At 70.5% G+C, this 20,455-nt stretch carries 20 protein-coding genes; 11 read left to right on the forward strand and 9 right to left on the reverse strand.

Features of this window, described 5'->3' with window-relative positions:
- Window positions 1–84 precede the first annotated feature (84 nt).
- The 6 genes from MDN94_RS09720 (at window position 85) to MDN94_RS09745 (ending at window position 7,094) form a co-directional block, all read left to right on the forward strand.
- On the forward strand, window positions 85–1,233 hold the full coding sequence (locus tag MDN94_RS09720) for a zinc-dependent metalloprotease (RefSeq protein ID WP_482725472.1): 1,149 nt from the start codon (window positions 85–87) through the stop codon (window positions 1,231–1,233).
- 237 nt (window positions 1,234–1,470) lie between these two features.
- On the forward strand, window positions 1,471–2,514 hold the full coding sequence (gene tilS / locus MDN94_RS09725) for a tRNA lysidine(34) synthetase TilS (protein WP_482725473.1): 1,044 nt from the start codon (window positions 1,471–1,473) through the stop codon (window positions 2,512–2,514).
- Window positions 2,515–2,552: 38 nt separating this feature from the next.
- Window positions 2,553–3,092 (forward strand): hypoxanthine phosphoribosyltransferase, encoded by a 540-nt coding sequence (hpt, locus tag MDN94_RS09730; protein ID WP_159689106.1) that lies wholly within the window; start codon window positions 2,553–2,555, stop codon window positions 3,090–3,092.
- 162 nt (window positions 3,093–3,254) lie between these two features.
- On the forward strand, window positions 3,255–5,297 hold the full coding sequence (gene ftsH / locus MDN94_RS09735; RefSeq protein WP_482725474.1) for an ATP-dependent zinc metalloprotease FtsH: 2,043 nt from the start codon (window positions 3,255–3,257) through the stop codon (window positions 5,295–5,297).
- Window positions 5,298–5,415: 118 nt separating this feature from the next.
- The gene (gene folE / locus MDN94_RS09740) at window positions 5,416–6,021 is read left to right on the forward strand and encodes a GTP cyclohydrolase I FolE (protein ID WP_441263651.1); all 606 of its coding nucleotides are present in this window, start codon (window positions 5,416–5,418) and stop codon (window positions 6,019–6,021) included.
- Between the two features lie 77 nt (window positions 6,022–6,098).
- Complete coding sequence (locus MDN94_RS09745) at window positions 6,099–7,094, forward strand: aldo/keto reductase (protein ID WP_482725475.1); 996 nt, start codon at window positions 6,099–6,101, stop codon at window positions 7,092–7,094.
- Between the two features lie 47 nt (window positions 7,095–7,141).
- On the opposite strand, the gene MDN94_RS09750 is transcribed toward MDN94_RS09745, so the two are convergent.
- From MDN94_RS09750 to MDN94_RS09775, 6 genes are all read right to left on the reverse strand, one after another.
- Complete coding sequence (locus MDN94_RS09750; RefSeq protein WP_482725476.1) at window positions 7,142–7,630, reverse strand: DUF3180 domain-containing protein; 489 nt, start codon at window positions 7,628–7,630, stop codon at window positions 7,142–7,144.
- Window positions 7,631–7,706: 76 nt separating this feature from the next.
- Window positions 7,707–8,306: a 2-amino-4-hydroxy-6-hydroxymethyldihydropteridine diphosphokinase gene (gene folK, locus MDN94_RS09755; RefSeq protein ID WP_482725477.1), complete on the reverse strand. Its 600-nt coding sequence runs from the start codon at window positions 8,304–8,306 to the stop codon at window positions 7,707–7,709.
- Window positions 8,303–8,662, reverse strand: a complete 360-nt coding sequence (gene folB / locus MDN94_RS09760; protein ID WP_482725478.1) for a dihydroneopterin aldolase — start codon at window positions 8,660–8,662, stop codon at window positions 8,303–8,305. Before folB ends, folK begins: the two co-directional genes overlap by 4 nt.
- 191 nt (window positions 8,663–8,853) lie before the next feature.
- Complete coding sequence (locus MDN94_RS09765; RefSeq protein WP_159689081.1) at window positions 8,854–9,300, reverse strand: nuclear transport factor 2 family protein; 447 nt, start codon at window positions 9,298–9,300, stop codon at window positions 8,854–8,856.
- Entirely contained in the window at window positions 9,297–10,154 is an 858-nt protein-coding gene (gene folP / locus MDN94_RS09770) for a dihydropteroate synthase (RefSeq protein WP_482725479.1), read from the reverse strand. The genes MDN94_RS09765 and folP overlap by 4 nt, the downstream gene beginning before the upstream one ends.
- Before the next feature lie 162 nt (window positions 10,155–10,316).
- A complete protein-coding gene (locus MDN94_RS09775) occupies window positions 10,317–12,152 on the reverse strand; it encodes a phosphatidylglycerol lysyltransferase domain-containing protein (RefSeq protein ID WP_482725480.1) in 1,836 nt (611 codons plus the stop codon).
- A 144-nt stretch (window positions 12,153–12,296) separates the two neighbouring features.
- Between MDN94_RS09775 and MDN94_RS09780 the strand changes: the two genes are divergently transcribed.
- Window positions 12,297–13,406 (forward strand): alpha/beta hydrolase, encoded by a 1,110-nt coding sequence (locus MDN94_RS09780; protein ID WP_482725481.1) that lies wholly within the window; start codon window positions 12,297–12,299, stop codon window positions 13,404–13,406.
- Here the strand turns inward: MDN94_RS09780 and MDN94_RS09785 are convergent.
- On the reverse strand, window positions 13,393–14,565 hold the full coding sequence (locus MDN94_RS09785) for an ABC transporter ATP-binding protein (RefSeq protein ID WP_482725482.1): 1,173 nt from the start codon (window positions 14,563–14,565) through the stop codon (window positions 13,393–13,395). The two genes, MDN94_RS09780 and MDN94_RS09785, sit on opposite strands and share 14 nt — an antisense overlap.
- Window positions 14,566–14,694: 129 nt before the next feature.
- Between MDN94_RS09785 and MDN94_RS09790 the strand changes: the two genes are divergently transcribed.
- The 4 genes from MDN94_RS09790 to MDN94_RS09805 all read left to right on the forward strand — a co-directional run bounded on the left by MDN94_RS09790 (window position 14,695) and on the right by MDN94_RS09805 (window position 18,305).
- On the forward strand, window positions 14,695–15,411 hold the full coding sequence (locus MDN94_RS09790; RefSeq protein WP_482725483.1) for an ABC transporter permease: 717 nt from the start codon (window positions 14,695–14,697) through the stop codon (window positions 15,409–15,411).
- Window positions 15,408–16,088 (forward strand): ABC transporter permease, encoded by a 681-nt coding sequence (locus tag MDN94_RS09795; protein WP_482725484.1) that lies wholly within the window; start codon window positions 15,408–15,410, stop codon window positions 16,086–16,088. The genes MDN94_RS09790 and MDN94_RS09795 overlap by 4 nt, the downstream gene beginning before the upstream one ends.
- A 64-nt stretch (window positions 16,089–16,152) precedes the next feature.
- Complete coding sequence (locus MDN94_RS09800; protein WP_482725485.1) at window positions 16,153–17,130, forward strand: ABC transporter substrate-binding protein; 978 nt, start codon at window positions 16,153–16,155, stop codon at window positions 17,128–17,130.
- A gap of 83 nt (window positions 17,131–17,213) precedes the next feature.
- The gene (locus MDN94_RS09805) at window positions 17,214–18,305 is read left to right on the forward strand and encodes a hypothetical protein (RefSeq protein WP_482725486.1); all 1,092 of its coding nucleotides are present in this window, start codon (window positions 17,214–17,216) and stop codon (window positions 18,303–18,305) included.
- An 11-nt stretch (window positions 18,306–18,316) separates the two neighbouring features.
- Here the strand turns inward: MDN94_RS09805 and MDN94_RS09810 are convergent, their stop codons facing one another.
- Both MDN94_RS09810 and MDN94_RS09815 read right to left on the reverse strand, forming a co-directional pair.
- On the reverse strand, window positions 18,317–19,459 hold the full coding sequence (locus MDN94_RS09810; protein WP_482725487.1) for an NADH-quinone oxidoreductase subunit D: 1,143 nt from the start codon (window positions 19,457–19,459) through the stop codon (window positions 18,317–18,319).
- The gene (locus tag MDN94_RS09815) at window positions 19,456–20,448 is read right to left on the reverse strand and encodes an SAM-dependent methyltransferase (protein WP_482727042.1); all 993 of its coding nucleotides are present in this window, start codon (window positions 20,446–20,448) and stop codon (window positions 19,456–19,458) included. Before MDN94_RS09815 ends, MDN94_RS09810 begins: the two co-directional genes overlap by 4 nt.
- Between the last annotated feature and the right edge of the window lie 7 nt (window positions 20,449–20,455).

Consider the following 20,455-nt stretch of genomic DNA (forward strand, 5'->3'; position numbering starts at 1 on the left):
GCAGGGGCCCGAACCGGCCGGGGGACCGGATCGGCGGACGACGACACCTCTCCGCGGCGCGGGCCGAGAACGTACGGTTGACGCATGACGAGCATCGGTGGTGCCGAGATGGTCGACTGGAACCTCGCCGTGGCGACCGCGACCCGCTTCGTGCGGCCGGGTCCCGAAGTGAGCCGGGACGAGGCGCGCGCCGTCGTCGCCGAGCTCCGCCGCCACGCCAAGGCCTCGGAGGAGCACGTCCGGGAGTTCACCCGGATGATTCCGGAGGGCGCCCGGCCACGGGACACCCCGGTCCTTGTGGTGGACCGTGCCGGCTGGATCAAGGCGAACGTCGCGGGCTTCCGCGAACTGCTGCGCCCGCTGCTGGACAAGATGCAGGAACGGCGCTCCGGCACGCCCGGCGGCGCGGTGCTCGGCGCCGTGGGCGGCAAGGTGACCGGCGTCGAGGTCGGCATGCTGCTGTCGTTCCTGGCCTCACGGGTGCTGGGACAGTACGAGACCTTCGCGCCGGGCGGTCGCGACCTGCCGTCCGCGGACCCCGCGGAGGGTAACGGCGGCGGACGGCTGCTGCTGGTCGCGCCCAACATCGTCCACGTCGAACGCGAACTGGAAGTGGAGCCGCACGACTTCCGGCTCTGGGTCTGCCTCCACGAGGAGACCCACCGCACGCAGTTCACCGGCGTGCCCTGGCTGCGCGACCATCTCGAGGGCGAGATCCAGTCGTTCCTCAGTGAGACCGAGATGGATCCCATGACCGTCCTCGAGCGGTTCCGGGAGGCCGCGCAGTCCCTCGTCGGGGCGCGTCCGGAGGGCGAGCAGGACGAGGAAGGCCGCTCCATCGTCGAGATCGTGCAGACCCCCGCCCAGCGGGAGATCCTCGGCCGGCTGACCGCGGTGATGTCCCTGCTGGAGGGCCACGCCGACTTCGTGATGGACGGCGTCGGCCCCGCGGTGGTGCCGTCGGTCGCGGAGATCAGGGAGAAGTTCCAGCAGCGCAGGGCACGGGGCGCGAGCCGGCTGGACCTCGCGCTGCGCAAGCTGCTGGGGCTCGACGCCAAGCTGCGCCAGTACCGCGACGGCGAGCGCTTCGTGCGCGCCGTGGTGGAGGAGGTGGGGATGGAGGGCTTCAACCGCGTCTGGACCTCACCGAACACGCTCCCGACCAAGGCGGAGATCGCCAAACCGGCGGACTGGGTCGCGAGGGTGCACCGCAAGGGGGAGGGCGCGCCGTAGAGGAGAGTCGCGAAAGACAGGCGGGCATCGGCAGAAGGGCGCCCCTCCAATCACCCGTCCGAGGGACCGTGGGCTGTGGATAGGCGTGCAATGCTCGGGTATTGGCTCGGTTCTGTCACCATCGACGCACTCTGAGTGACTGCTCTCGGAGTGACGGTCTTCGTCATGTGGGCCGTCCTGATCGTCCGACTCGACCGAGTCACCCCACTCCCGAACCGTTCACGAAGGGCACCGGACATGGGTCCCCATCCTGCGGTCGCGGCGATACGCCTGGCGGTCCGCCGCGTACTCCACGACGTCCTCACCGACCAGACAGAAAACGCCGCACGCTTCGCGCACTCCGCCCCGGGCCCGGCGCCCGCGAGCGAACCCCCGCTCGTCCTCGTGGCGTGCTCCGGCGGTGCGGATTCCATGGCGCTCGCCTCCGCCCTCGCCTTCGAGGCCCGCAAACTTTCCGTCCGGGCCGGCGGCGTCACCGTCGACCACGGCCTCCAGGACGGCTCCGGCATGCGCGCCGCCGAGGTCGCCGCACGCCTCACCGCGATGCAGCTGGACCCGGTCGAGGCCATCGCCGTCCGGGTCGGCCGCGAGGGCGGACCCGAGGCCGCGGCCCGTGACGCCCGCTACGCCGCCCTGGACGACGCCGCCGAGCGCCACGGAGCCGCCGCCGTGCTGCTCGGCCACACTCGCGACGACCAGGCGGAGACCGTGCTGCTCGGACTCGCCAGAGGCTCCGGCATCCGCTCACTGTCCGGAATGGCCGCCGTGTCGGGCACCGCCGGCCGCTACCGCCGGCCCTTCCTCCACATCGACCGGCAGACCGCCCGCAAGGCCTGCATGGTCCAGTCGCTGCCCGTGTGGGACGACCCGCACAACGCCGACCCGGCCTACACCCGCTCCCGGCTGCGCCACGAAGGGCTGCCCGCCCTGGAGAAGGCGCTCGGAAAGGGCGTCGTCGAGGCACTGGCCCGTACCGCCCAGCTCTCCCGCGACGATGCCGACGCCCTCGACAGCTGGGCCGCCGACGTGGAGGCCACCGTGCGGGACGAGAGCGGTCGGTTGGAATGCGCCAAGCTCTACGTCCTGCCGCCCGCGGTGCGCCGCCGGGTGCTGCGCCGGGCCGTGATCGAGGCCGGGGCGCCCGCCGGATCGCTGTTTGCCCGGCACGTCGAGGAAGTCGACCGTCTCATCACCGGATGGCGCGGTCAGGGCACCATCAACCTGCCCGGCCGGGTCGAAGCGCGACGCCAGGGTGGCAGACTGGTCATTCGGCAAGGCTGAACCGCCGAGAGAAAGCGACGCGGGTGAACGAGAAGGACATGGGCACCGACCTTCAGTCGGTGCTCATCACCAAGGAAGAGATCGACGCGAAGCTCGTCGAGCTGGCCGCGAAGATCGACGCAGAGTACGCGGGCAAGGACCTGCTCATCGTCGGAGTCCTCAAGGGCGCGGTGATGGTGATGGCGGATCTGGCGCGCGCGCTGTCCACCCCCGTCACGATGGACTGGATGGCGGTTTCCTCGTACGGCGCCGGCACGCAGTCGTCCGGTGTGGTCCGCATCCTCAAGGACCTGGACACCGACATCAAGGGCAAGCACGTACTGATCGTCGAAGACATCATCGACTCGGGGCTGACCCTGTCGTGGCTGCTGTCGAACCTGGGCTCCCGGGAGCCGGCCTCACTCGAGGTCTGCACCCTGCTGCGGAAGCCGGACGCGGCCAAGGTCGCGATCGACGTGAAGTGGATCGGGTTCGACATCCCGAACGAGTTCGTCGTCGGATATGGCCTTGATTACGCGGAGAAGTACCGGAACCTCCCGTTCGTGGGCACGCTGGCGCCGCACGTCTACGGAGGCTGAAGCAACGGCACGCCGGGGAACCAAGCCCGCCTTTTCGCCGTTGGAGCAGGGGAAGGCGGTCGTCGGCGTCGATGCTGAGGTACCGTCCGAAGAACAGTTGTCTTTTCTCACAGCAGCATTTACCTACGGGCAGGAGGGACGGGGCGACACCGCCCCGTATGGATGGACGTGAAGCGATACTTCCGTGGGCCGGTCATGTGGATCGTGCTGGCCGTCCTCGCCGTGGTCGTGCTGATGCAGGTCGTCGGCTCGTCCGGTGGCTACAAGACGGTTGACACCGGCGAGGTCGTCCAGGCGATCGCAAAAGACCAGGTCAAGCAGGCAAAACTGACCACTGGTGACGAGCAGATCATCAAGATCGAGCTCAAGGAGGGCCAGAAGGTCGACAACAGCAGCAAGGTGCAGGCCAGCTACATCGGCACCCAGGGTGCCGACCTGGCCGACACGCTGCAGGACAAGTTCGAGGCCGGCGCGATCGAGGACGGTTACACGGTCTCGCCGTCGAAGCAGAGCCCGTTCGTCTCGGTCCTGCTCTCCCTGTTGCCCTTCGTGCTGATCGTCGTGGTCTTCCTGTTCCTGATGAACCAGATGCAGGGCGGCGGCTCCCGAGTCATGAACTTCGGGAAGTCCAAGGCCAAGCTGATCACCAAGGACACCCCGAAGACGACCTTCGCCGACGTGGCGGGGTCCGACGAGGCCGTCGAGGAGCTCCACGAGATCAAGGAGTTCCTCCAGGAGCCGGCGAAGTTCCAGGCCGTCGGCGCCAAGATCCCGAAGGGTGTGCTGCTCTACGGCCCGCCCGGTACGGGTAAGACGCTGCTCGCACGCGCCGTCGCCGGCGAGGCGGGCGTCCCGTTCTACTCGATCTCCGGTTCCGACTTCGTCGAGATGTTCGTCGGTGTCGGTGCCTCCCGGGTCCGCGACCTCTTCGAGCAGGCCAAGGCGAACGCCCCGGCGATCGTCTTCGTCGACGAGATCGACGCCGTCGGCCGGCACCGTGGTGCGGGTCTCGGCGGTGGCCACGACGAGCGCGAGCAGACGCTGAACCAGCTGCTCGTCGAGATGGACGGCTTCGACGTGAAGGGCGGCGTCATCCTGATCGCCGCCACCAACCGGCCCGACATCCTCGACCCGGCGCTGCTGCGCCCGGGCCGCTTCGACCGGCAGATCGCGGTCGACCGTCCGGACATGCAGGGCCGGCTCGAGATCCTCAAGGTCCACCAGAAGGGCAAGCCGGTCGCTCCGGACGTGGACCTGGGCGCGGTTGCCCGGCGCACGCCCGGCTTCACCGGCGCCGACCTGTCGAACGTGCTGAACGAAGCCGCGCTCCTGACCGCGCGCAGCGACAAGAAGCTGATCGACAACCACGCGCTGGACGAGGCGATCGACCGTGTCGTGGCCGGTCCGCAGAAGCGGACCCGGATCATGTCCGACAAGGAGAAGAAGATCACCGCGTACCACGAGGGCGGTCACGCCCTGGTCGCGGCGGCTTCACCCAACTCCGATCCGGTCCACAAGATCACGATCCTCTCCCGGGGGCGTGCCCTCGGTTACACGATGGTGCTCCCGGAAGAGGACAAGTACTCGACCACCCGCAACGAGATGCTCGACCAGCTCGCCTACATGCTGGGCGGGCGTGCGGCCGAGGAGCTCGTCTTCCACGACCCGACCACGGGCGCTGCGAACGACATCGAGAAGGCCACCGCCACGGCCCGCGCGATGGTCACGCAGTACGGCATGACCGAGCGGCTGGGCGCGATCAAGTTCGGCGGTGACAACACCGAGCCGTTCCTCGGCCGCGAGATGTCCCACCCGCGCGACTACTCGGAAGAGGTCGCGGCGCTGGTCGACGAAGAGGTCAAGAAGCTCATCGAGGCCGCGCACAACGAGGCCTGGGAGATTCTCGTCGAGAACCGGGACGTTCTCGACAACCTGGTCCTCCAGCTGCTGGAGAAGGAGACGCTCGGCAAGGAGGAGATCGCTGAGATCTTCGCGCCGATCGTGAAGCGCCCGGCCCGCCCGGCGTGGACCGGCTCCTCGCGGCGTACCCCCTCCACCCGCCCGCCGGTGCTCTCGCCCAAGGAGCTGGCGCTGACCAACGGCGCCGCGAACGGTGCGACGTCGGCCTCGGCCACGGCGACCACGGTGACCGATGTCACCAAGTCGTCCGCCGAGCCGGTCCCGGAGGAGCGTCCGGAGGCCTGACCAGGGCATTCGTCGCCCCAGGGCCACCGGCCCCGGAATGAACGCCGCACTTCCCAGGTTCTAGCCTGGGAAGTGCGGCGTTTTCGCGCCACGCTTGGAGCAGAGGAACGAGGCACTGATGACCGACCCGGTGACGCTGGACGGCGAGGGCTATCTCGCCGAGTTCGACGAGAAGCGCGCGGAGAACGCCGTTCGTGAACTGCTCATCGCGGTCGGCGAGGACCCGGACCGCGAGGGGTTGCGTGAGACGCCCGCACGCGTGGCGCGGGCGTACAAGGAGATATTCGCGGGTCTGTGGCAGCAGCCGGAGGACGTCCTGACGACGACGTTCGACCTCGGCCACGACGAGATGGTGCTCGTCAAGGACATCGAGGTGTACTCGACCTGTGAGCACCACCTGGTCCCCTTCAGGGGCGTGGCGCATGTCGGTTACATCCCGTCCACCAGCGGCAAGATCACCGGCCTGTCCAAGCTGGCCCGGCTGGTGGACGTCTTCGCGCGCCGGCCGCAGGTGCAGGAGCGGATGACCACTCAGATCGCCGACTCCCTGATGGAGATCCTTGAGCCCCGGGGCGTCATCGTCGTCGTCGAGTGCGAGCACATGTGCATGTCGATGCGCGGTATCCGCAAGCCCGGCGCCAAGACGATCACTTCCGCGGTCCGCGGTCAGCTGCGTGACCCCGCGACGCGCAACGAGGCGATGAGCCTGATCATGGCGCGCTGATCCCACACTCCCGACAGTGTCCGCGTTCTTCATCAACTCCCCGGTGACAGCCTGGAGTTGCTGCAAGGATCGGCCGTATGACCGAACAACTGCTGCCCACGCGCCGCCTCGGTGACCTCGAGGTCTCCGCACTCGGCTTCGGCGCGATGGTCCTTTCCCCCGGTGTGTACGGCGAGATCGACGACGAGCGCGGCGAGCGGGCACTGCTCGCCGCCGTCGACGCCGGCGCCACCTTCATCGACACGTCCGACGGCTACGGAACCGACGGGCACAACGAGCAGCTCATCGGCAGGGCCCTGCGTGGCCGGCGGGACGAGATCGCCATCGCCACGAAGTTCGGCTTCCGACTTCCGGACGGTGTCGAACCGCATCCGTTCCCCGTCGGCTTCGCCTTCGGCGAGCTGGCCGTCAACGCCGCGCCGGAGCATGTCCGCGGCTACGCCGAAGCGAGCCTGCGCGGCCTCGGCACCGACCGGATCGACCTCTACTACCCGCACTTCCCGGACCCGCAGGTGCCGCTGGAGGACACGGTCGGCGCCGTCGCCGAGCTGATCAGGGACGGTCTCGTCCTGCACCTCGGTCTGTCCAACGTGACCGCCGCGCAACTGCGCGCCGCGCATGCCGTGCACCCGGTGGCGGCCGTGCAGACGGAGTGGTCGATGTGGCGGCCTATCGATCCGGAGCTGCTGGCGGCCGCGAGGGAGCTGGGGGTGGGCATCGTGCCGTGGTCCCCGCTGGGCAGCGGGTTCCTCAGCGGCGCCGTCAGTGAGGTGAAGGAGGGCGACTTCCGGCAGAACGCGCCGCGCTTCGCCGCCGCCAACCTCAAGGCCAACAACGACCGTTTCGCCCCGGTCCGCGGCATCGCGGCCGAGCTGTCGATCACGCCCGCCCAGCTGGCGCTGGCATGGCTGCTGCACCAGGACGAGCACGTGGTCCCGATTCCGGGCAGCCGGACGCCCGCGCACATCGAGGAGAACCTGGCGGCGGGGAGGGTGAAGCTGCCCGGAGAGGTTCTCGAGCGGCTCTCGGCGATCCTGTCGTCCACCGAGGTGGAGGGTGGCACGCTGCTCTGACCGGAGGGCCGGCCGCCCAGCGGCCCGCCTGGCGCGGCGGTTCGGGGTCAGGCCCTGGCCGCGCCGTCGCCGTTCTCGTCGTCGCCGTCCTCCGGGAGCTTGCAGACCCGCTCCAGGAAGATGGCGGCGGCGATCACGGCGATGCCGGTCACCACGGCGAAACCGGCGTAGATCGCCTGGTCGCGGCGGGCCGGGACGTCGAGGGAGCCCAGCAGGAACACACCCGTGCCGCCGTACATGCCGCTGACCAGGGCCGCCACCAGGGCGCTCGCCTGACCGAAGACCACCGCGCGGGCGGCCATCAGGGGCTCGACGCCCTTGGCGCCCGGCCGGCGTTCGCGCTGGGCCCGCAGGCGGGCGCGCAGGGAGAGCGCGGTCGCGGCGAGGACGACGGCGATCGCGGCGAGCACGATCGGCGCGGCAAGCGGCACGCTCGGCAGGGTGCCCAGTGAGTCCCACAGGCGGGCGCCGCCCCAGGAAAGGACTCCTGCCACGGCGAAGAGACCGGCCAGCACACCGAGCCGTAGTTGCTTCACCGAGTAAGCCGCCCTTCGCCTGTCGTCCGTGCCCCGCGGACCCGCCGCGGGAGATCGTTCCGTACGAGCCTAACGACTACTCGGGCAGCCGCAGTTCCAGGTCGCCGCGCGGCTGGACGCCGCCCGCGCCCACACCGGCCAGCAGCTCGGCCACCGCGCCGCGGCCCGGCAGCTGTGCCTCCGGCTGCACGTCGTGCCAGGGGGCTAGGACGAAGGCGCGCTGATGGGCGCGCGGATGCGGAAGGGTGAGGGCCGGATCGTCGGACACGACGTCCGCGTAGGCGACGATGTCGACGTCGATGGTGCGCGGGCCCCAGCGCTCCTCGCGGACGCGGTCGAACGCCTCCTCGATGGCCTGTCCGCGCTCCAGCAGCGACGACGGCGGCAGGGTCGTCCTGATCACGACCACCGCGTTGAAGTACGACGGCTGGCTGCCGGGGTCGACGCCCCACGGCTCCGTCTCGTACACGGGAGACACGGCCTTCACCCGGAGGCCGGGAGTGTCCTCGAGGGCGTCGATGGCGCCCTGGAGGGTCTCCAGGCGGTTGCCGAGGTTGGATCCGAGGGACAGCACGGCGTCCTTGGGGTTGGACAGGGTGACGTCGGCCGCGTCGACCTGTTCCGTGACGGACGACGGCACCGGCTGCACGGTCGGGTCGCTCGCTGCCTGGTTCATACTCGGCTCCGGGTGATCGTGATGGTGACGTCGTCGAAGGGCACCGTGATCGGGGCGTCCGGCTTGTGCACCACCACTTGGACCTCCTCGACAGGGTCGTGTTTGAGGCACACCTGGGCGATCCGCTCCGCCAGCGTCTCGATCAGGTCCACCGGGTCGCCCTCGACGACGGCGACGACCTCCTCCGCGACCACTCCGTAGTGCACGGTCTTCGCCAGGTCGTCGTCGGCAGCCGCGGGGCGGGTGTCCAGACCGAGCACCAGGTCGACGATGAAGGTCTGGCCCTCTTCCCGTTCCTTGGGAAAAACGCCGTGGTGCCCACGGGCCTTGAGGCCGCGCAGCGCGACACGATCCACGCGAATCACTCCTGCTTCTGTAGGTCTGCGGGCACGCGGCCACATGCGGATGGCGTGGTGCCCGCGTTCGAATCTACCTGCGAGCACCGACAGGACCTGCCCATGGGGCCGTGGAGGACTCACGAGAGGCCGGGTAGGCGCGTATACCCGCGCATGCGCGGCGACGAACCCTGTGTTGGCCCCCTACCCACTTATGAGGGGCTGTTCTCGTCCTCTTCGCCGTCGGTTTCCGTGAGCACCGGCGAGCCGTGGTGTGACCAGATCTTCCAGCCGTCGGCTGTGCGGCGGAAGACATTGGTCGCCACGACCAGCTGGCCGACGAGTGGCCCGAGCTCGCCGCCGTCCTCCGCGGGACCGCCGCTGAGGATGTTCTCCGTACAGGTGACCAGCGCCGTGTCACCGGCCAGGTGCACCTTCACGTCGGTGAGGAAGAACTGGATGTACTCGGTGTTCGCCATGATCAGGGCGTACGAGCGGAGCACCTCGCCGCGGCCGGAGAGCACCGGCCAGCCGGGGTGGATGCACGAGATGTCGTCGTCCAGCCACAGGTCGGACAGTTCGTCGAAGTCACCGCGTTCCATCGTCTCGTAGAAGGCGGTGTTGGCCTGCTCGACGAGCTCGGTGTCGGTCAGGCTCACCGGGCGCCCTCGACGGCACGCGCGACCCTTACGGCGTCGGCCGTGGCCCGCACCTCGTGGACCCTGACCGCCCAGGCGCCTTCGTGGGCGGAGATGGCGGAGACCGCGGCGGTGGCGGCGTCCCGCTCGCGGGCGGGCGGCGGCGGCCCGTCCTTGGCCAGTACGCGGCCGAGGAAGCGCTTGCGGGACGCGGCGACCAGGACCGGCCGGCCGAGCGCCCGCAGTTCCGCGAGATGTGCCACGAGCGCGAGGTCGTGCTCCGCCCGCTTCGCGAAGCCGAGGCCCGGGTCGACGACGATGCGCTCCGGCGCGATCCCGCCCTCGACGACGGCCTCCATACGGGCGCGCAGTTCGGCGACCACCTCGGCGACCACGTCCGCGTACACGGCGCGGCTGTTCATGTCCTCGCTGAAGCCCCGCCAGTGCATGACCACGAACGGGGCACCCGTCGCGGCCACGACGGGGACCATCCGGGGGTCGGCGAGGCCGCCGCTGACGTCGTTGACGAGCACCGCGCCGGCCGCGACCGCCTGCTCCGCAACGACGGCGCGCATCGTGTCGACGGAGACGGTGACGCCCTCCGCGGCGAGGCCCCGCACGACGGGCACGACCCGGCGGAGCTCCTCGTCCTCGTCGACCCGGCTGGCTCCTGGCCTGGTGGACTCGCCGCCCACGTCGACGAGGTCGGCGCCCTCGGCCACCAGCTCGAGACCGCGCTTGATCGCGGCCGTGGTGTCGAACCAGCGCCCGCCGTCGGAGAAGGAGTCCGGCGTCACATTGACGACTCCCATGACCGCACAGCGATCCCACTCCGGCAGGCCGTCGGCCGTGCCCCGTCCGCGCAACGTACTCATGGAACCCAGCCTAGGCCCGTACGGACCGCGTCCATGCCACTCGTGGCCGGGTGCGGCTCGTGCGCGAGTTGTGCGGCGCCCGGGCCCGGCTCGGGCCGCGCTCGCGCCGCACCGGGCGTCCACGGCCCCTGCGGGGCCGGGGGCGCACAGGGGCGGACCCCGTCATGCCGCGTGGGCCTCGCGCGGTTCCGGCCGGGCGGGCAGATGGGCGCAGGGGCGCGGAACCCGCGTGCGTCGGCGGGCGAAGGGGCGCGGCAGCGAGAGATTGACGAATCCCTCGGCCTGCATCGCGGCGAAGCCGATTCGGGGCAGATCGCGGGTGGCGGGGAAGACCACGAACCGGGGCTCCCAGCGGGGCCGGAACTTGGCGTTGAACTTGTACAGCGACTCGATCTGGAACCAGCGGGAGAGGAACACGAGCAGCCCGCGCCACATCCGCAGCACCGGCCCGGCCCCGATCTTCTCGCCCCTGGCCAGCGCCGAACGGAACATCGCGAAGTTGAGGGAGACACGCTCGACCCCCAGGCCGGGCGCCGCCTGGAGGGCGGCGACGATCAGCAGCTCGTTCATGCCCGGGTCGGCGGACCGGTCGCGGCGCATCAGCTCCAGCGACATGCCGTCCGTGCCCCACGGGACGAAGTGAATGACCGCCTTCAGGTCGCCGTAAGGCGACGTTCCGCTCTCGTCGGCCTTGTGGGCGGTGGCGATCACGGCCTCGCCGTCGGCGGGGTCGCCGATACGGCCCAGGGCCATGGAGAAGCCGCGCTCGGTGTCGGTGCCGCGCCAGTCGGCGGCGGCGCGGCGGATCTGCCCGACCTCCTCGTCGGTGAGATCACGGGCGCGGCGCACGCGGGTACGGTAGCCGCCCCGCTCGATGCGCTTCACCATCTGGCGCACGTTCCGCATGGCGCGCCCGGTGAGGGAGAAATCCGCGACATCCACCACCGCCTCGTCCCCGAGTTCCAGGGCGTCGAGGCCGGTCTCGCGGGTCCAGACCTCGCCCCCTGTCTCCGAGCACCCCATCACCGCCGGGGTCCAGGAGTGGGCCTTCGCCTCGTCCATGAAGCGTTCGATGGCGCCGGGCCATGCCTCGACGTCGCCGATCGGGTCGCCGCTCGCGAGCATCACACCGGACACGACGCGGTAGCAGACGGCGGCCTTGCCGCTGGGGGAGAAGACGACGCCCTTGTCGCGGCGGAGCGCGAAGTGGCCGAGCGAGTCACGCCCGCCGTGGACGGCGAGCAGGTCCCGCAGCCGGCGCTCGTCGTCCTCGGTGAGGCGGGCGGCGGGGTGCTCGGGACGGAAGGCGAGGTAGATGGTGGTGACGGCGGTCAGCAGGCCGAGTGCGCCGAGGCAGTAGCCGACGGTCCAGGAGACTGTGCCGGTGTACTCGATGGGGCCCTCGAAGCCGAAGAGCCCGTAGATGACGTGCTCCAGGCGGTCGGTGAGCCCGGGGTCGCCGACGACCCGGCCGGGGTGGGCGCTGACGACCACCAGCCCGATGACGAGTGAACCGGCGCCCATCGAAACGAAGTTGGCGAGCGCCCGCCAGCGGCTGCGCGGGTCGGGCAGCGCGGCGAACTCACCCCGGTGGCGCAGCAGCAGCGCCAGCAGCGCGAGGGAGAGCAGCACGCCGATGACGGAGTGCCGGTAGACGAACTGCGCGACGGCCCCGGCCGGCAGCAGTACGACGGCCGCCCGCCAGGCCCGGCGCTTGTGGCGCTTGATCCCGTGCGCCAGCAGGAGCAGCAGCATGCCGGCGCTCAGCGAGAGCGCGGCGGCGAACGGGCCGGTGGCGCCCGGCAGTACCTCGGCGATCGTGTGCATCCGGCTGTGCCGGAAACGCGGGAAGATCCCTGCCGCGATGTCGATCAGACCGACGAACGTGCAGGCCGTGCCGACCAGGGCCGGGACCGTCTCGGGCCGTGGGCCGTGCAGCATGCGGCGCACCCGGTTCGGAACCGATCCTGATTTGTCCCCATCTACTGTTGCAGACATCGCTTCCCGTGATTTCGGATGAGATCCCGTGCCCAAGGCCTCAGGTCGGTCGGCCCGGACGATTTGCGCCCTCTAGGACGGGACTTCGGGGAGGCGGGTTCATCCGCACCCGGAATTCGACGATACGGAAGGCACACCCGACTCATGGGTCTGACCAGTAACAAAGTCCTGGCCTTGGCCGTCGCGGCGGCCGTGCTGCTGTTCGCCGCCACGGTATGGCTGTGGCCGAGGCTGGCGGGCCGCGGGCCGCGGGCCGTGGCGGGGCGTGTCGGTCTGCTGCTCGCCACACAGCTTTCGCTCTTCGCCGCGGTCGGGCTCGCGGCCAACAACTCCTTCCTGTTCTACGGCTCGTGGGCCGACCTCTTCGGGCAGCAGCAGGACATGGGCGTGGTCGTGGACCATTCGCAGGGCACCCATCTGAGGGTCGTCGAGAAGCAGAGACCCGGTGTGCCGGGCGCGTCCCGCCCGGAGACGGGCGGCCAGATACACAAGGTGGTCGTGTCGGGCGCGAAGTCGGGGATCGACAGCCCCGCGTACGTCTATCTGCCGCCGGAGTACTTCCATGCCGAGCACCGGGAGCGGACCTTTCCGGCGGCAGTCGTGCTGACGGGGTACCCGGGCACCGCGGAGAACCTGCTCAAGGGACTCAAGTACCCGAGGACCGCGTACGAGCAGGGCAAGGACGGGCGGATGCAGCCGATGATCCTGGTGATGCTGCGGCCGACGGTGGCGCCGCCGAGGGACACCGAGTGCGTGGACGTGCCCGGGGGACCGAAGACGGAGACCTTCTTCGCCGAGGACCTGCCGAGGGCCGTCTCCGAGACGTACCGGGTGGGGACCCATGCGCGTAACTGGGGCTTCATGGGCAACTCCACGGGCGGCTACTGCGCTTTGAAGATCGCGCTGCACCATCCGGAGCGGTTCTCGGCGGGTGTCGGGCTCTCGGCGTACTACAAGGCGGCCGAGGACCCGACGACCGGCGACCTGTTCCACGGCGACGACCGGGAGCGCAAGCGGGCCGACCTGCTGTGGAGCCTGGACCATCTGCCGCAGGGCCGTTCGTCGTTCCTGGTCACCACCTCCCGGCAGGGCGAAGGCAATCTGGCGGCAACGCGCGCCTTCGTCAAGAAGGTGAAGGCGCCGGCGCGGGTGTCGTCGATCGTCCTCGACAGCGGCGGGCACAACTTCAACACGTGGCGGCGAGAGATCCCGCCGGCCCTTCAGTGGCTGGCCGGCCGGCTCAGTCCTTCGTGACGGGGCCCGCCGGCGGGACGGTCGCGATGGACTCCAGGGCCACCTCCGCACGGGAGATGTCCTGGGCGTCCGCGTCGATCGAGCGCCGCAGCGCCTCGTGCAGCCGGGCCGGGGTGAGGACACCGAGGAACCGCCCGGTCTCCTCCTCGTCGATCACCGCGATCCAGCCCGCGTCGTGCTGGAGCATCGTGGAGAACGCCTGCTTGAGCGAGGCGCCCACCGGCAGCCAGGCCTCCATACGGCGGGAATGGTCGCGCACCGAACCGCTCTGCCGGGCCCGCTCCTCGGAGATCCAGCCGTGCAGGTTCTCCTCGCCGTCCAGGACGACGGCCCAGCGGGCGCCGAGGTCGCGGGGGAGCGGATCGTCCAGGTGGACGACCGGCGGCTGCTCCAGGTCCGCGGGCTCGATGGGGGTGACGGACAGACGCTTGAGTCCGCGGTCCGCGCCGACGAACTCGGCCACGTAGGGGGTGGCGGGGGCGCCGAGGACGGCCGCCGGGGCGTCGAACTGCTCGATGCGGCCCTGCCCGTAGACCGCGATGCGGTCCCCGAGGCGCACGGCCTCCTCGATGTCGTGGGTGACGAACAGGACCGTCTTGCGCACCTGTGCCTGGAGCTTCAGGAACTCGTTCTGCAGATGCTCGCGTACGACGGGGTCGACCGCGCCGAAGGGCTCGTCCATCAGCAGCACGGGCGGGTCGGCGGCCAGTGCCCTGGCCACGCCGACCCGCTGGCGCTGGCCGCCCGACAACTGGTCCGGGTAGCGGTCGCCGTACACGGACGGGTCGAGGCCCACCAGGTCGAGGAGTTCAGCGGCGCGCGCCCGGCCTGCGGACCGCTTGGCGCCGAGGAGGCGGGGGACGGTCGCGGTGTTCTCCAGGACCGTCCGGTGCGGGAACAGACCGACCTGCTGGATCACATAGCCGATACGGCGGCGCAGTTCGACCGGGTTCGTGCCGGCGATGTCCCGGCCGTCCATGAAGATCTGCCCGCTGCTCGGTTCGATGAGGCGGTTGACCATCTTCATGGTGGTGGTCTTGCCGCAGCCGGACGGTCCGACGAGCGTGACCAGTTCACCCTCCGCGACCTCGAAGGAGAGATCGTCGACGGCCGTCGTGCCGTCCGGGTACCGCTTGGTGACGTGCTCGAACCGGATCATGACTCCCCATTGTGACGGGTGCTGTGTGAAAGCCGTGTTGCTGCACTGTGGCCGTTCCGGGGCATTGTCGGTGCCCAGGGTTATGGTCGCCAGACATATGTTCGGCGGTTGCGGGGGAGGTGGGGGTGGATGAGTACGTGGTGGGCGGGCACAAAGCAGGCGGCGGGGGGCTGTCTCGCGGCGAACGACTGGATCTGCGGCGAGTACATCCGCTCCCGCGGTCAGGAGTTGACCGAAGCGACGGTCCAGCACGTCTGGATCACCGTCGCGTCGGTACTGATCGGGCTGGCGGTGGCCTTCCCGCTCGCGCTGCTGGCCCGTGCCAGGCCGCGGTTCGCCGGTCCCGTGCTGGGGTTGACCACCCTGCTCTACACGATCCCCTCGCTGGCCATGTTCTCGCTGCTGCTGCCGTTCTTCGGGCTGTCTGCCGCCCTGGTGGTGACAGGGCTCGTGCTCTACTCCCTCACCATCCTCGTGCGCAACATCATGGCCGGGCTGGAAGCGGTCCCGACCGAGGCGCGTGAGGCCGCCCGCGGCATGGGCTACGGCCCCGCGCGCCTGCTGTGGGAGGTGGAACTGCCGCTGGCCCTGCCGGCCTTGATGGCGGGTATCCGCATCGCGACCGTGTCGACGATCGCGCTGACGACGGTGGGCGCGCTCGTCGGCAAGGGCGGTCTCGGCAATCTCATCGACGACGGCGTGCAGACCACGTTCAAGGCCCAGGTGCTCACCGCGTCCGTGCTGTGCGTGCTGCTGGCGGCCGTCGCCGATCTGCTGCTCCTCGGCCTGCAGCGGCTGCTCACCCCCTGGAGCCGGGTACGGACGGCGGAGGCGAAGGTCCGATGAGTGTGGTCCCGGGTGCTTGGACGTGGCTCACCACCGGCGCCAACTGGTCCGGGGAGGGCGGCGCCTGGCACCGGCTCGGCGAACATGTCTACGTCAGCGGTGTCGCGCTCCTCCTCGCCTGCGCGATCGCGCTGCCCGTAGCCCTGTGGCTCGGGCACATCGGCAAGGGCGGCGCGCTCGCGGTCAACATCTCCAACGCGGGCCGGGCCGTGCCGGTCTTCGCGGTCCTCGCGCTGTTCATGCTCACGCCGCTGCGCAGCGCCGGCTATGTGCCGACCATCATCGCCCTGGTGCTGTTCGCCGTGCCGCCGCTGCTGACCAACGCGTACGTGGGCATGCGGGAGGTCGACCGGGCCGTGGTGGAGGCCGCGCGGGGGATGGGCATGTCGGGCGGGCAGGTCTTCCTGCGGGTCGAGCTGCCCCTCGCGTATCCGCTGCTGATGACCGGGCTGAGGTCCGCCGCGGTCCAGGTCGTGGCGACGGCCACGATCGCTTCGATGGTCGGCCAGGGCGGCCTCGGCCGCATCATCACCGCCGGGTTCAACACGTACAACACCCCGCAGGTTGTGGCGGGGGCGCTGCTCGCGGCGCTGCTGGCCCTTGTCGTGGAAGGGGTTCTGGTGGCCGCCGACCGGCTGCTGAGTCCCTTGCGCAGGACCGTGCCGTCGTCCGCCTGACGGCACGCGCCGACTGCGCGTGCCGCCGATTCGCTTCCCATGTCGCTGTGGACGGAGAACCTTGATGAGCAAGACCTCTCGCATCGCCGGTGCGGTACTCGGTGTGGTGGCCCTGACGGGTTCCCTCGCCGCGTGCGGCGGTGGATCCCTCGAGCAGGAGAAGGCCGGCACGTCACCGGGGACCGGATCGGGCAAGAAGGGCACCCTGGTCGTCGGGGCCGCTGCCTTCACCGAGTCCAAGGTCCTCGCCGAGCTGTACGCACAGCTGCTCGGCGACGCCGGCTACAAGACGTCGATCACCACCGTGAAGAACCGCGAGTTGTACGAACCGTCCCTGGAGAAGGGCGAGATCGACGTCGTACCGGAATACGCGGCCACCCTCGCCGAATTCCTCAACGCGAAGGTCAACGGACCCAAGGCGCCGGAGGAGAAGCCCGTCGCGTCGGGTGATGTCACCTCGACCGTTCAGGAGCTCACGAAGCTCGCGGAGCCGCTCGGACTGAAGGTGCTGCCCGTCGGAGAAGCCGTCGACCAGAACGCCTTCGCCGTCACGAAGGAATTCGCCGAGAAGAACAAACTGAAGACGCTCAGTGATCTCGGCAGGTCCAAGCGTCCGGTGAAGATCGCGGCCGGCGACGAGTGCGAGGTGCGGCCCTTCTGCGCGCCGGGTCTGAAGAAGACCTACGGCATCGACGTCGCGGGCATCGACCCGAAGGGCGTCGGGACCCCGCAGGCCAAGCAGGCCGTCAAGGACGGTGAGGACGACATGGTGCTCACCTACACGACCGACGGCACGCTCGAGAGCTACGGCCTGGTGGTCCTGGAGGACGACAAGAAGCTCCAGAACGCCGACAACATTCTTCCGGTCGTCAATGCGAAGGACGCCGGGAGCGCGGAGATCGCCGATGTCCTCGCCGGGTTGACCAACGCACTGACCACCGAGGATCTCGCCGAGTTGAACCGCAAGGTGGACTCCGAACGCGCGAAGCCGGCGGACGTCGCGAAGGCCTATCTGGAGTCGGAGGGACTGCTGCGGAAGTAGCGGCCGCCGGGCCCGGCATTCTCTCCCAGAGATTTGCCGGGCCGATGCCCCATTCCGTGCCTACGCACGGTAAATTTCGGGCCATGCCACGAGGACGCCACCGCCATTCCCCGCCCCTGCACAAGCTGCTGCCTCCCTCGGCGGTCGCCGGAGCGTCGGTCCTGTGCGCCGCCGGCGCGTGGTTCGTCGGCGATACCGTGGCGCTCCGGGTGCTGGTCGCCGCCGCGGCGGCCGCCGCCGTCACCGGTGCGGTCCTCATGCGCAACTGGGACCGAGGGGCCGGGCGCAGGGTCGCGGAGCTGACGCGCGGCCGGGCCAGTGACCAGTGGAAGTTCGAGGAACGCATAGCGGAGCTCGAGACGGACGTCGAGGAGTCCCGCGAGCTGCGGCTGAAGCTCGACGCGAAGCTGCGCGCCAAGCGGGTCGAACTCGCCGCGCTGCGCGGCGAGCACGCGGCACTGCTGCGGCGGTACGCGAACGCCGAGACGGAGCGGGCCAGCGCCCTCGAGGGCCGCAGGCAGCTCGCGATCGAGGCGGCGGCACCGGCGAAGGTGCTGCTGCCCGCGGGTTCCACGCCGACGCCCTCGACGTTTCTGCGTGCGGCCAAGGCGCTGGAGGACCTGTCGCGCAATGCCGCGGCGCAGGAGGCGAGACACACGGTCGAGGAAGCGCGCCGCCGGGACCTCGCGGAGCGTTCCCGTGAGGCGGACGAGCCGCAGGGGAAGCACGCGGCGGGCGCCGGGGCCGAGCAGGACGTACGCCCGTCGTCCGCCCTCCCCGCCCGCCGAACCGTTCCTGCCGCCGCCGCGATCGTCCCGTACGGTCAGCAGCGCTCCCGCGTGAAGCGCCCTGAGGGCGGCTTCGACTTCTTCGGCACGGGCGGCCCGGCGAACGGCGTCACGGGCGACGGCGGCGAGGCCGGGTCCGCTGCCAAGGCCGTCGAAGGCGTCAAGGCCGTCGAGAGCGCCACCGCCCTGAGGGCCATCGAGGCGCCGGACACACAGAAGGCGATCGAAGCGGTCCAGCACGAGGACCTGGCGGACGTCGTGGGCGAAGAGGCCCTCGCCGCCCAGCGCGTCAGGGGGCCCCGCGCGGTCGGCAAGGTCATCGACCTGACCGCGCACGACGAGACGGAGCAGCTGGACGTCGCCGGGCTGCGCAACGCCGTCTCCTGAAGCGACGGACGCTACTTGTCGATGTCGCCGACGACGAAGAACAGCGACCCGAGGATGGCGACCATGTCGGCGACCAGCGTCCCGGGCAGCAGCACCGTGAGCGCCTGGATGTTGTTGTAGGACGCCGACCGGAGCTTGAGCCGGTAGGGCGTCTTCTCACCCTTGGAGACCAGGTAGTAGCCGTTGATGCCGAGCGGGTTCTCGGTCCAGGCGTACGTGTGGCCCTCGGGTGCCTTGAGGACCTTCGGCAGCCGCTGGTTGATCGGGCCCGGCGGCAGTTCGGCGATCCGGTCGAGGCAGGCGTCCGCCAGGTCCAGGGCGTTGTGCGTCTGCTCGAGGAGCACCTCGAAGCGGGCCAGGCAGTCGCCCTCCTGCCGGGTCACCACGTGGAGGGTGTCCTGCAGTTCGGGGTAGGCGAGGTAGGGCTCGTCGCGGCGCAGGTCGAAGTCCACACCGGAGGCGCGGGCGATCGGACCGCTGACGCCGAAGGCGTGGACGGCCTCCGCGGAGAGCACTCCCACGTCACGCGTCCGGCCGCGGAAGATCTCGTTGCCGAGGACGAGGCGGTCGTACACGTCCATGCGGGAGCGGACGTCCGCGATCGCGTGCCGGGCGCGGCCGAGCCAGCCGGCGGGCAGGTCCTCCTTGAGACCGCCGACCCGGTTGAACATGTAGTGCATCCTGCCGCCGGAGATCTCCTCCATCACGGTCTGCAGCTCTTCACGCTCGCGGAACGCGTGGAACACCGGCGTGATGCCGCCCAGCTCCAAGGGGTAGGAGCCCAGGAACATCAGGTGGTTGAGGACCCGGTTCAGCTCGGCGAGGAGCGTACGGGACCAGACCGCGCGCTCCGGGACCTCCATGCCGAGCATCCGCTCCACGGCCATGACGACACCGAGCTCGTTGGAGAAGGCGGACAGCCAGTCGTGCCGGTTGGCGAGCACCACGATCTGCCGGTAGTCGCGGGCCTCGAAGAGCTTCTCCGCACCGCGGTGCATGTAGCCGACGATCGGCTCCGCCTCCCGGATGCGCTCGCCGTCGAGCACCAGACGAAGACGCAGCACGCCGTGCGTGGAGGGGTGCTGGGGCCCGATGTTGAGCACCATGTCGGTGTTCTCCGCCGCACCGCCGATGCCGACCGTCGTCTCCGTCATGCCGACCAGTCTCTCAGAGGCCGCCCCACCCTCTGCATGAGCCAGGTGAAGTCGCCGAGGCCGCCCTTCGCGGTCAGCTCCGCCGCCTCCCCGGCCCGTGACAGGGCACGCACATAGCCCATGGGGTCCGACGACGCGAGGGCGAGCGGCGGCCGCTCCCCGCTCACGCCCAGCCTCCGCAGCGCCTCCCGCTGGCCGACCAGCTCGGCGCCCCCCGGCGCGGCGCACGCGTCCAGCGCCACGTGGGCCGTGATGTCACAGCTTCCGTCCGGCACGGGGCGCACCTCGCGGCCGTCGCGGAAGCCGGTCAGCGTGCCGAACGGCGGCCGGGCCCCCGCCGTGTGCGCGTAGTCCACGGCGACCGCGAGACCCGACGCAAGGGAGCCTGCCGCCGCCGCCCACGCCTCGTCCCGGGGCCGGCCGATCTCCGCACGCGTTCCCGGTTCGCCCAGCGGCCACCAGCGGGCGAGCCAGTCGGCGTCCGCCCCGGTGACCTCGTCGCCGAGCCGCTCTTCGCCGTCGTCGCGGACCAGCACGCGGCGGACCACCCCGTGGGCGTCCATCTCCGCCACGTCCACGGGAACATTGTCGAGCCACTCGTTCGCGAACAGCAGCCCGTTCAGATCCTCGGGGATCTCCGCGGTCCACTCGATCCGCGGATCGAGGCCCGCGGGCCGGTCCGCCCGCTCGACCGCGTAGGCGCGAACCGGCAGGCCCGGCGGCAGCGCGGCGAGCACACCGGTCAGCAGTTCGCCGCGGCCCGCCCCCACGTCGATCAGCGCCGGCTCGGCGAGGTCCAGCGACCCGGCCGTCGAGGTCAGCAGGCGGGCCACCGCGGCGGCGAACAGCCCGGACGCGTGGACGGAGGTACGGAAATGGCCCGCCGGACCTTCCGGCCGCCGGTAGAACCCCCGAGGCCCGTAGAGCGCGGTCTCCGCCGCCTCCCGCCAGCCGCGCCAATCGCCGGTCTCATACGTCACGGGCACCAGTCTCCAC

The sequence above is a fragment of the Streptomyces sp. WAC00040 genome (assembly GCF_056835925.1).

Excerpts from the sequence above, each read along its gene's own strand:
- hpt (WP_159689106.1), top strand. The coding sequence starts at position 2,553 with ATGGGCACCGACCTTCAGTCGGTGCTCATCACCAAGGAAGAGATCGAC.
- MDN94_RS09805 (WP_482725486.1), top strand. The coding sequence starts at position 17,214 with ATGCCACGAGGACGCCACCGCCATTCCCCGCCCCTGCACAAGCTGCTG.
- MDN94_RS09795 (WP_482725484.1), top strand. The coding sequence starts at position 15,408 with ATGAGTGTGGTCCCGGGTGCTTGGACGTGGCTCACCACCGGCGCCAAC.
- folP (WP_482725479.1), bottom strand. The coding sequence starts at position 10,154 with ATGAGTACGTTGCGCGGACGGGGCACGGCCGACGGCCTGCCGGAGTGG.
- MDN94_RS09790 (WP_482725483.1), top strand. The coding sequence starts at position 14,695 with ATGAGTACGTGGTGGGCGGGCACAAAGCAGGCGGCGGGGGGCTGTCTC.
- MDN94_RS09720 (WP_482725472.1), top strand. The coding sequence starts at position 85 with ATGACGAGCATCGGTGGTGCCGAGATGGTCGACTGGAACCTCGCCGTG.
- folE (WP_441263651.1), top strand. The coding sequence starts at position 5,416 with ATGACCGACCCGGTGACGCTGGACGGCGAGGGCTATCTCGCCGAGTTC.
- ftsH (WP_482725474.1), top strand. The coding sequence starts at position 3,255 with ATGGACGTGAAGCGATACTTCCGTGGGCCGGTCATGTGGATCGTGCTG.
- MDN94_RS09810 (WP_482725487.1), bottom strand. The coding sequence starts at position 19,459 with ATGACGGAGACGACGGTCGGCATCGGCGGTGCGGCGGAGAACACCGAC.
- MDN94_RS09775 (WP_482725480.1), bottom strand. The coding sequence starts at position 12,152 with ATGTCTGCAACAGTAGATGGGGACAAATCAGGATCGGTTCCGAACCGG.
- MDN94_RS09800 (WP_482725485.1), top strand. The coding sequence starts at position 16,153 with ATGAGCAAGACCTCTCGCATCGCCGGTGCGGTACTCGGTGTGGTGGCC.
- MDN94_RS09785 (WP_482725482.1), bottom strand. The coding sequence starts at position 14,565 with ATGATCCGGTTCGAGCACGTCACCAAGCGGTACCCGGACGGCACGACG.
- MDN94_RS09745 (WP_482725475.1), top strand. The coding sequence starts at position 6,099 with ATGACCGAACAACTGCTGCCCACGCGCCGCCTCGGTGACCTCGAGGTC.
- MDN94_RS09780 (WP_482725481.1), top strand. The coding sequence starts at position 12,297 with ATGGGTCTGACCAGTAACAAAGTCCTGGCCTTGGCCGTCGCGGCGGCC.
- folK (WP_482725477.1), bottom strand. The coding sequence starts at position 8,306 with ATGAACCAGGCAGCGAGCGACCCGACCGTGCAGCCGGTGCCGTCGTCC.
- tilS (WP_482725473.1), top strand. The coding sequence starts at position 1,471 with ATGGGTCCCCATCCTGCGGTCGCGGCGATACGCCTGGCGGTCCGCCGC.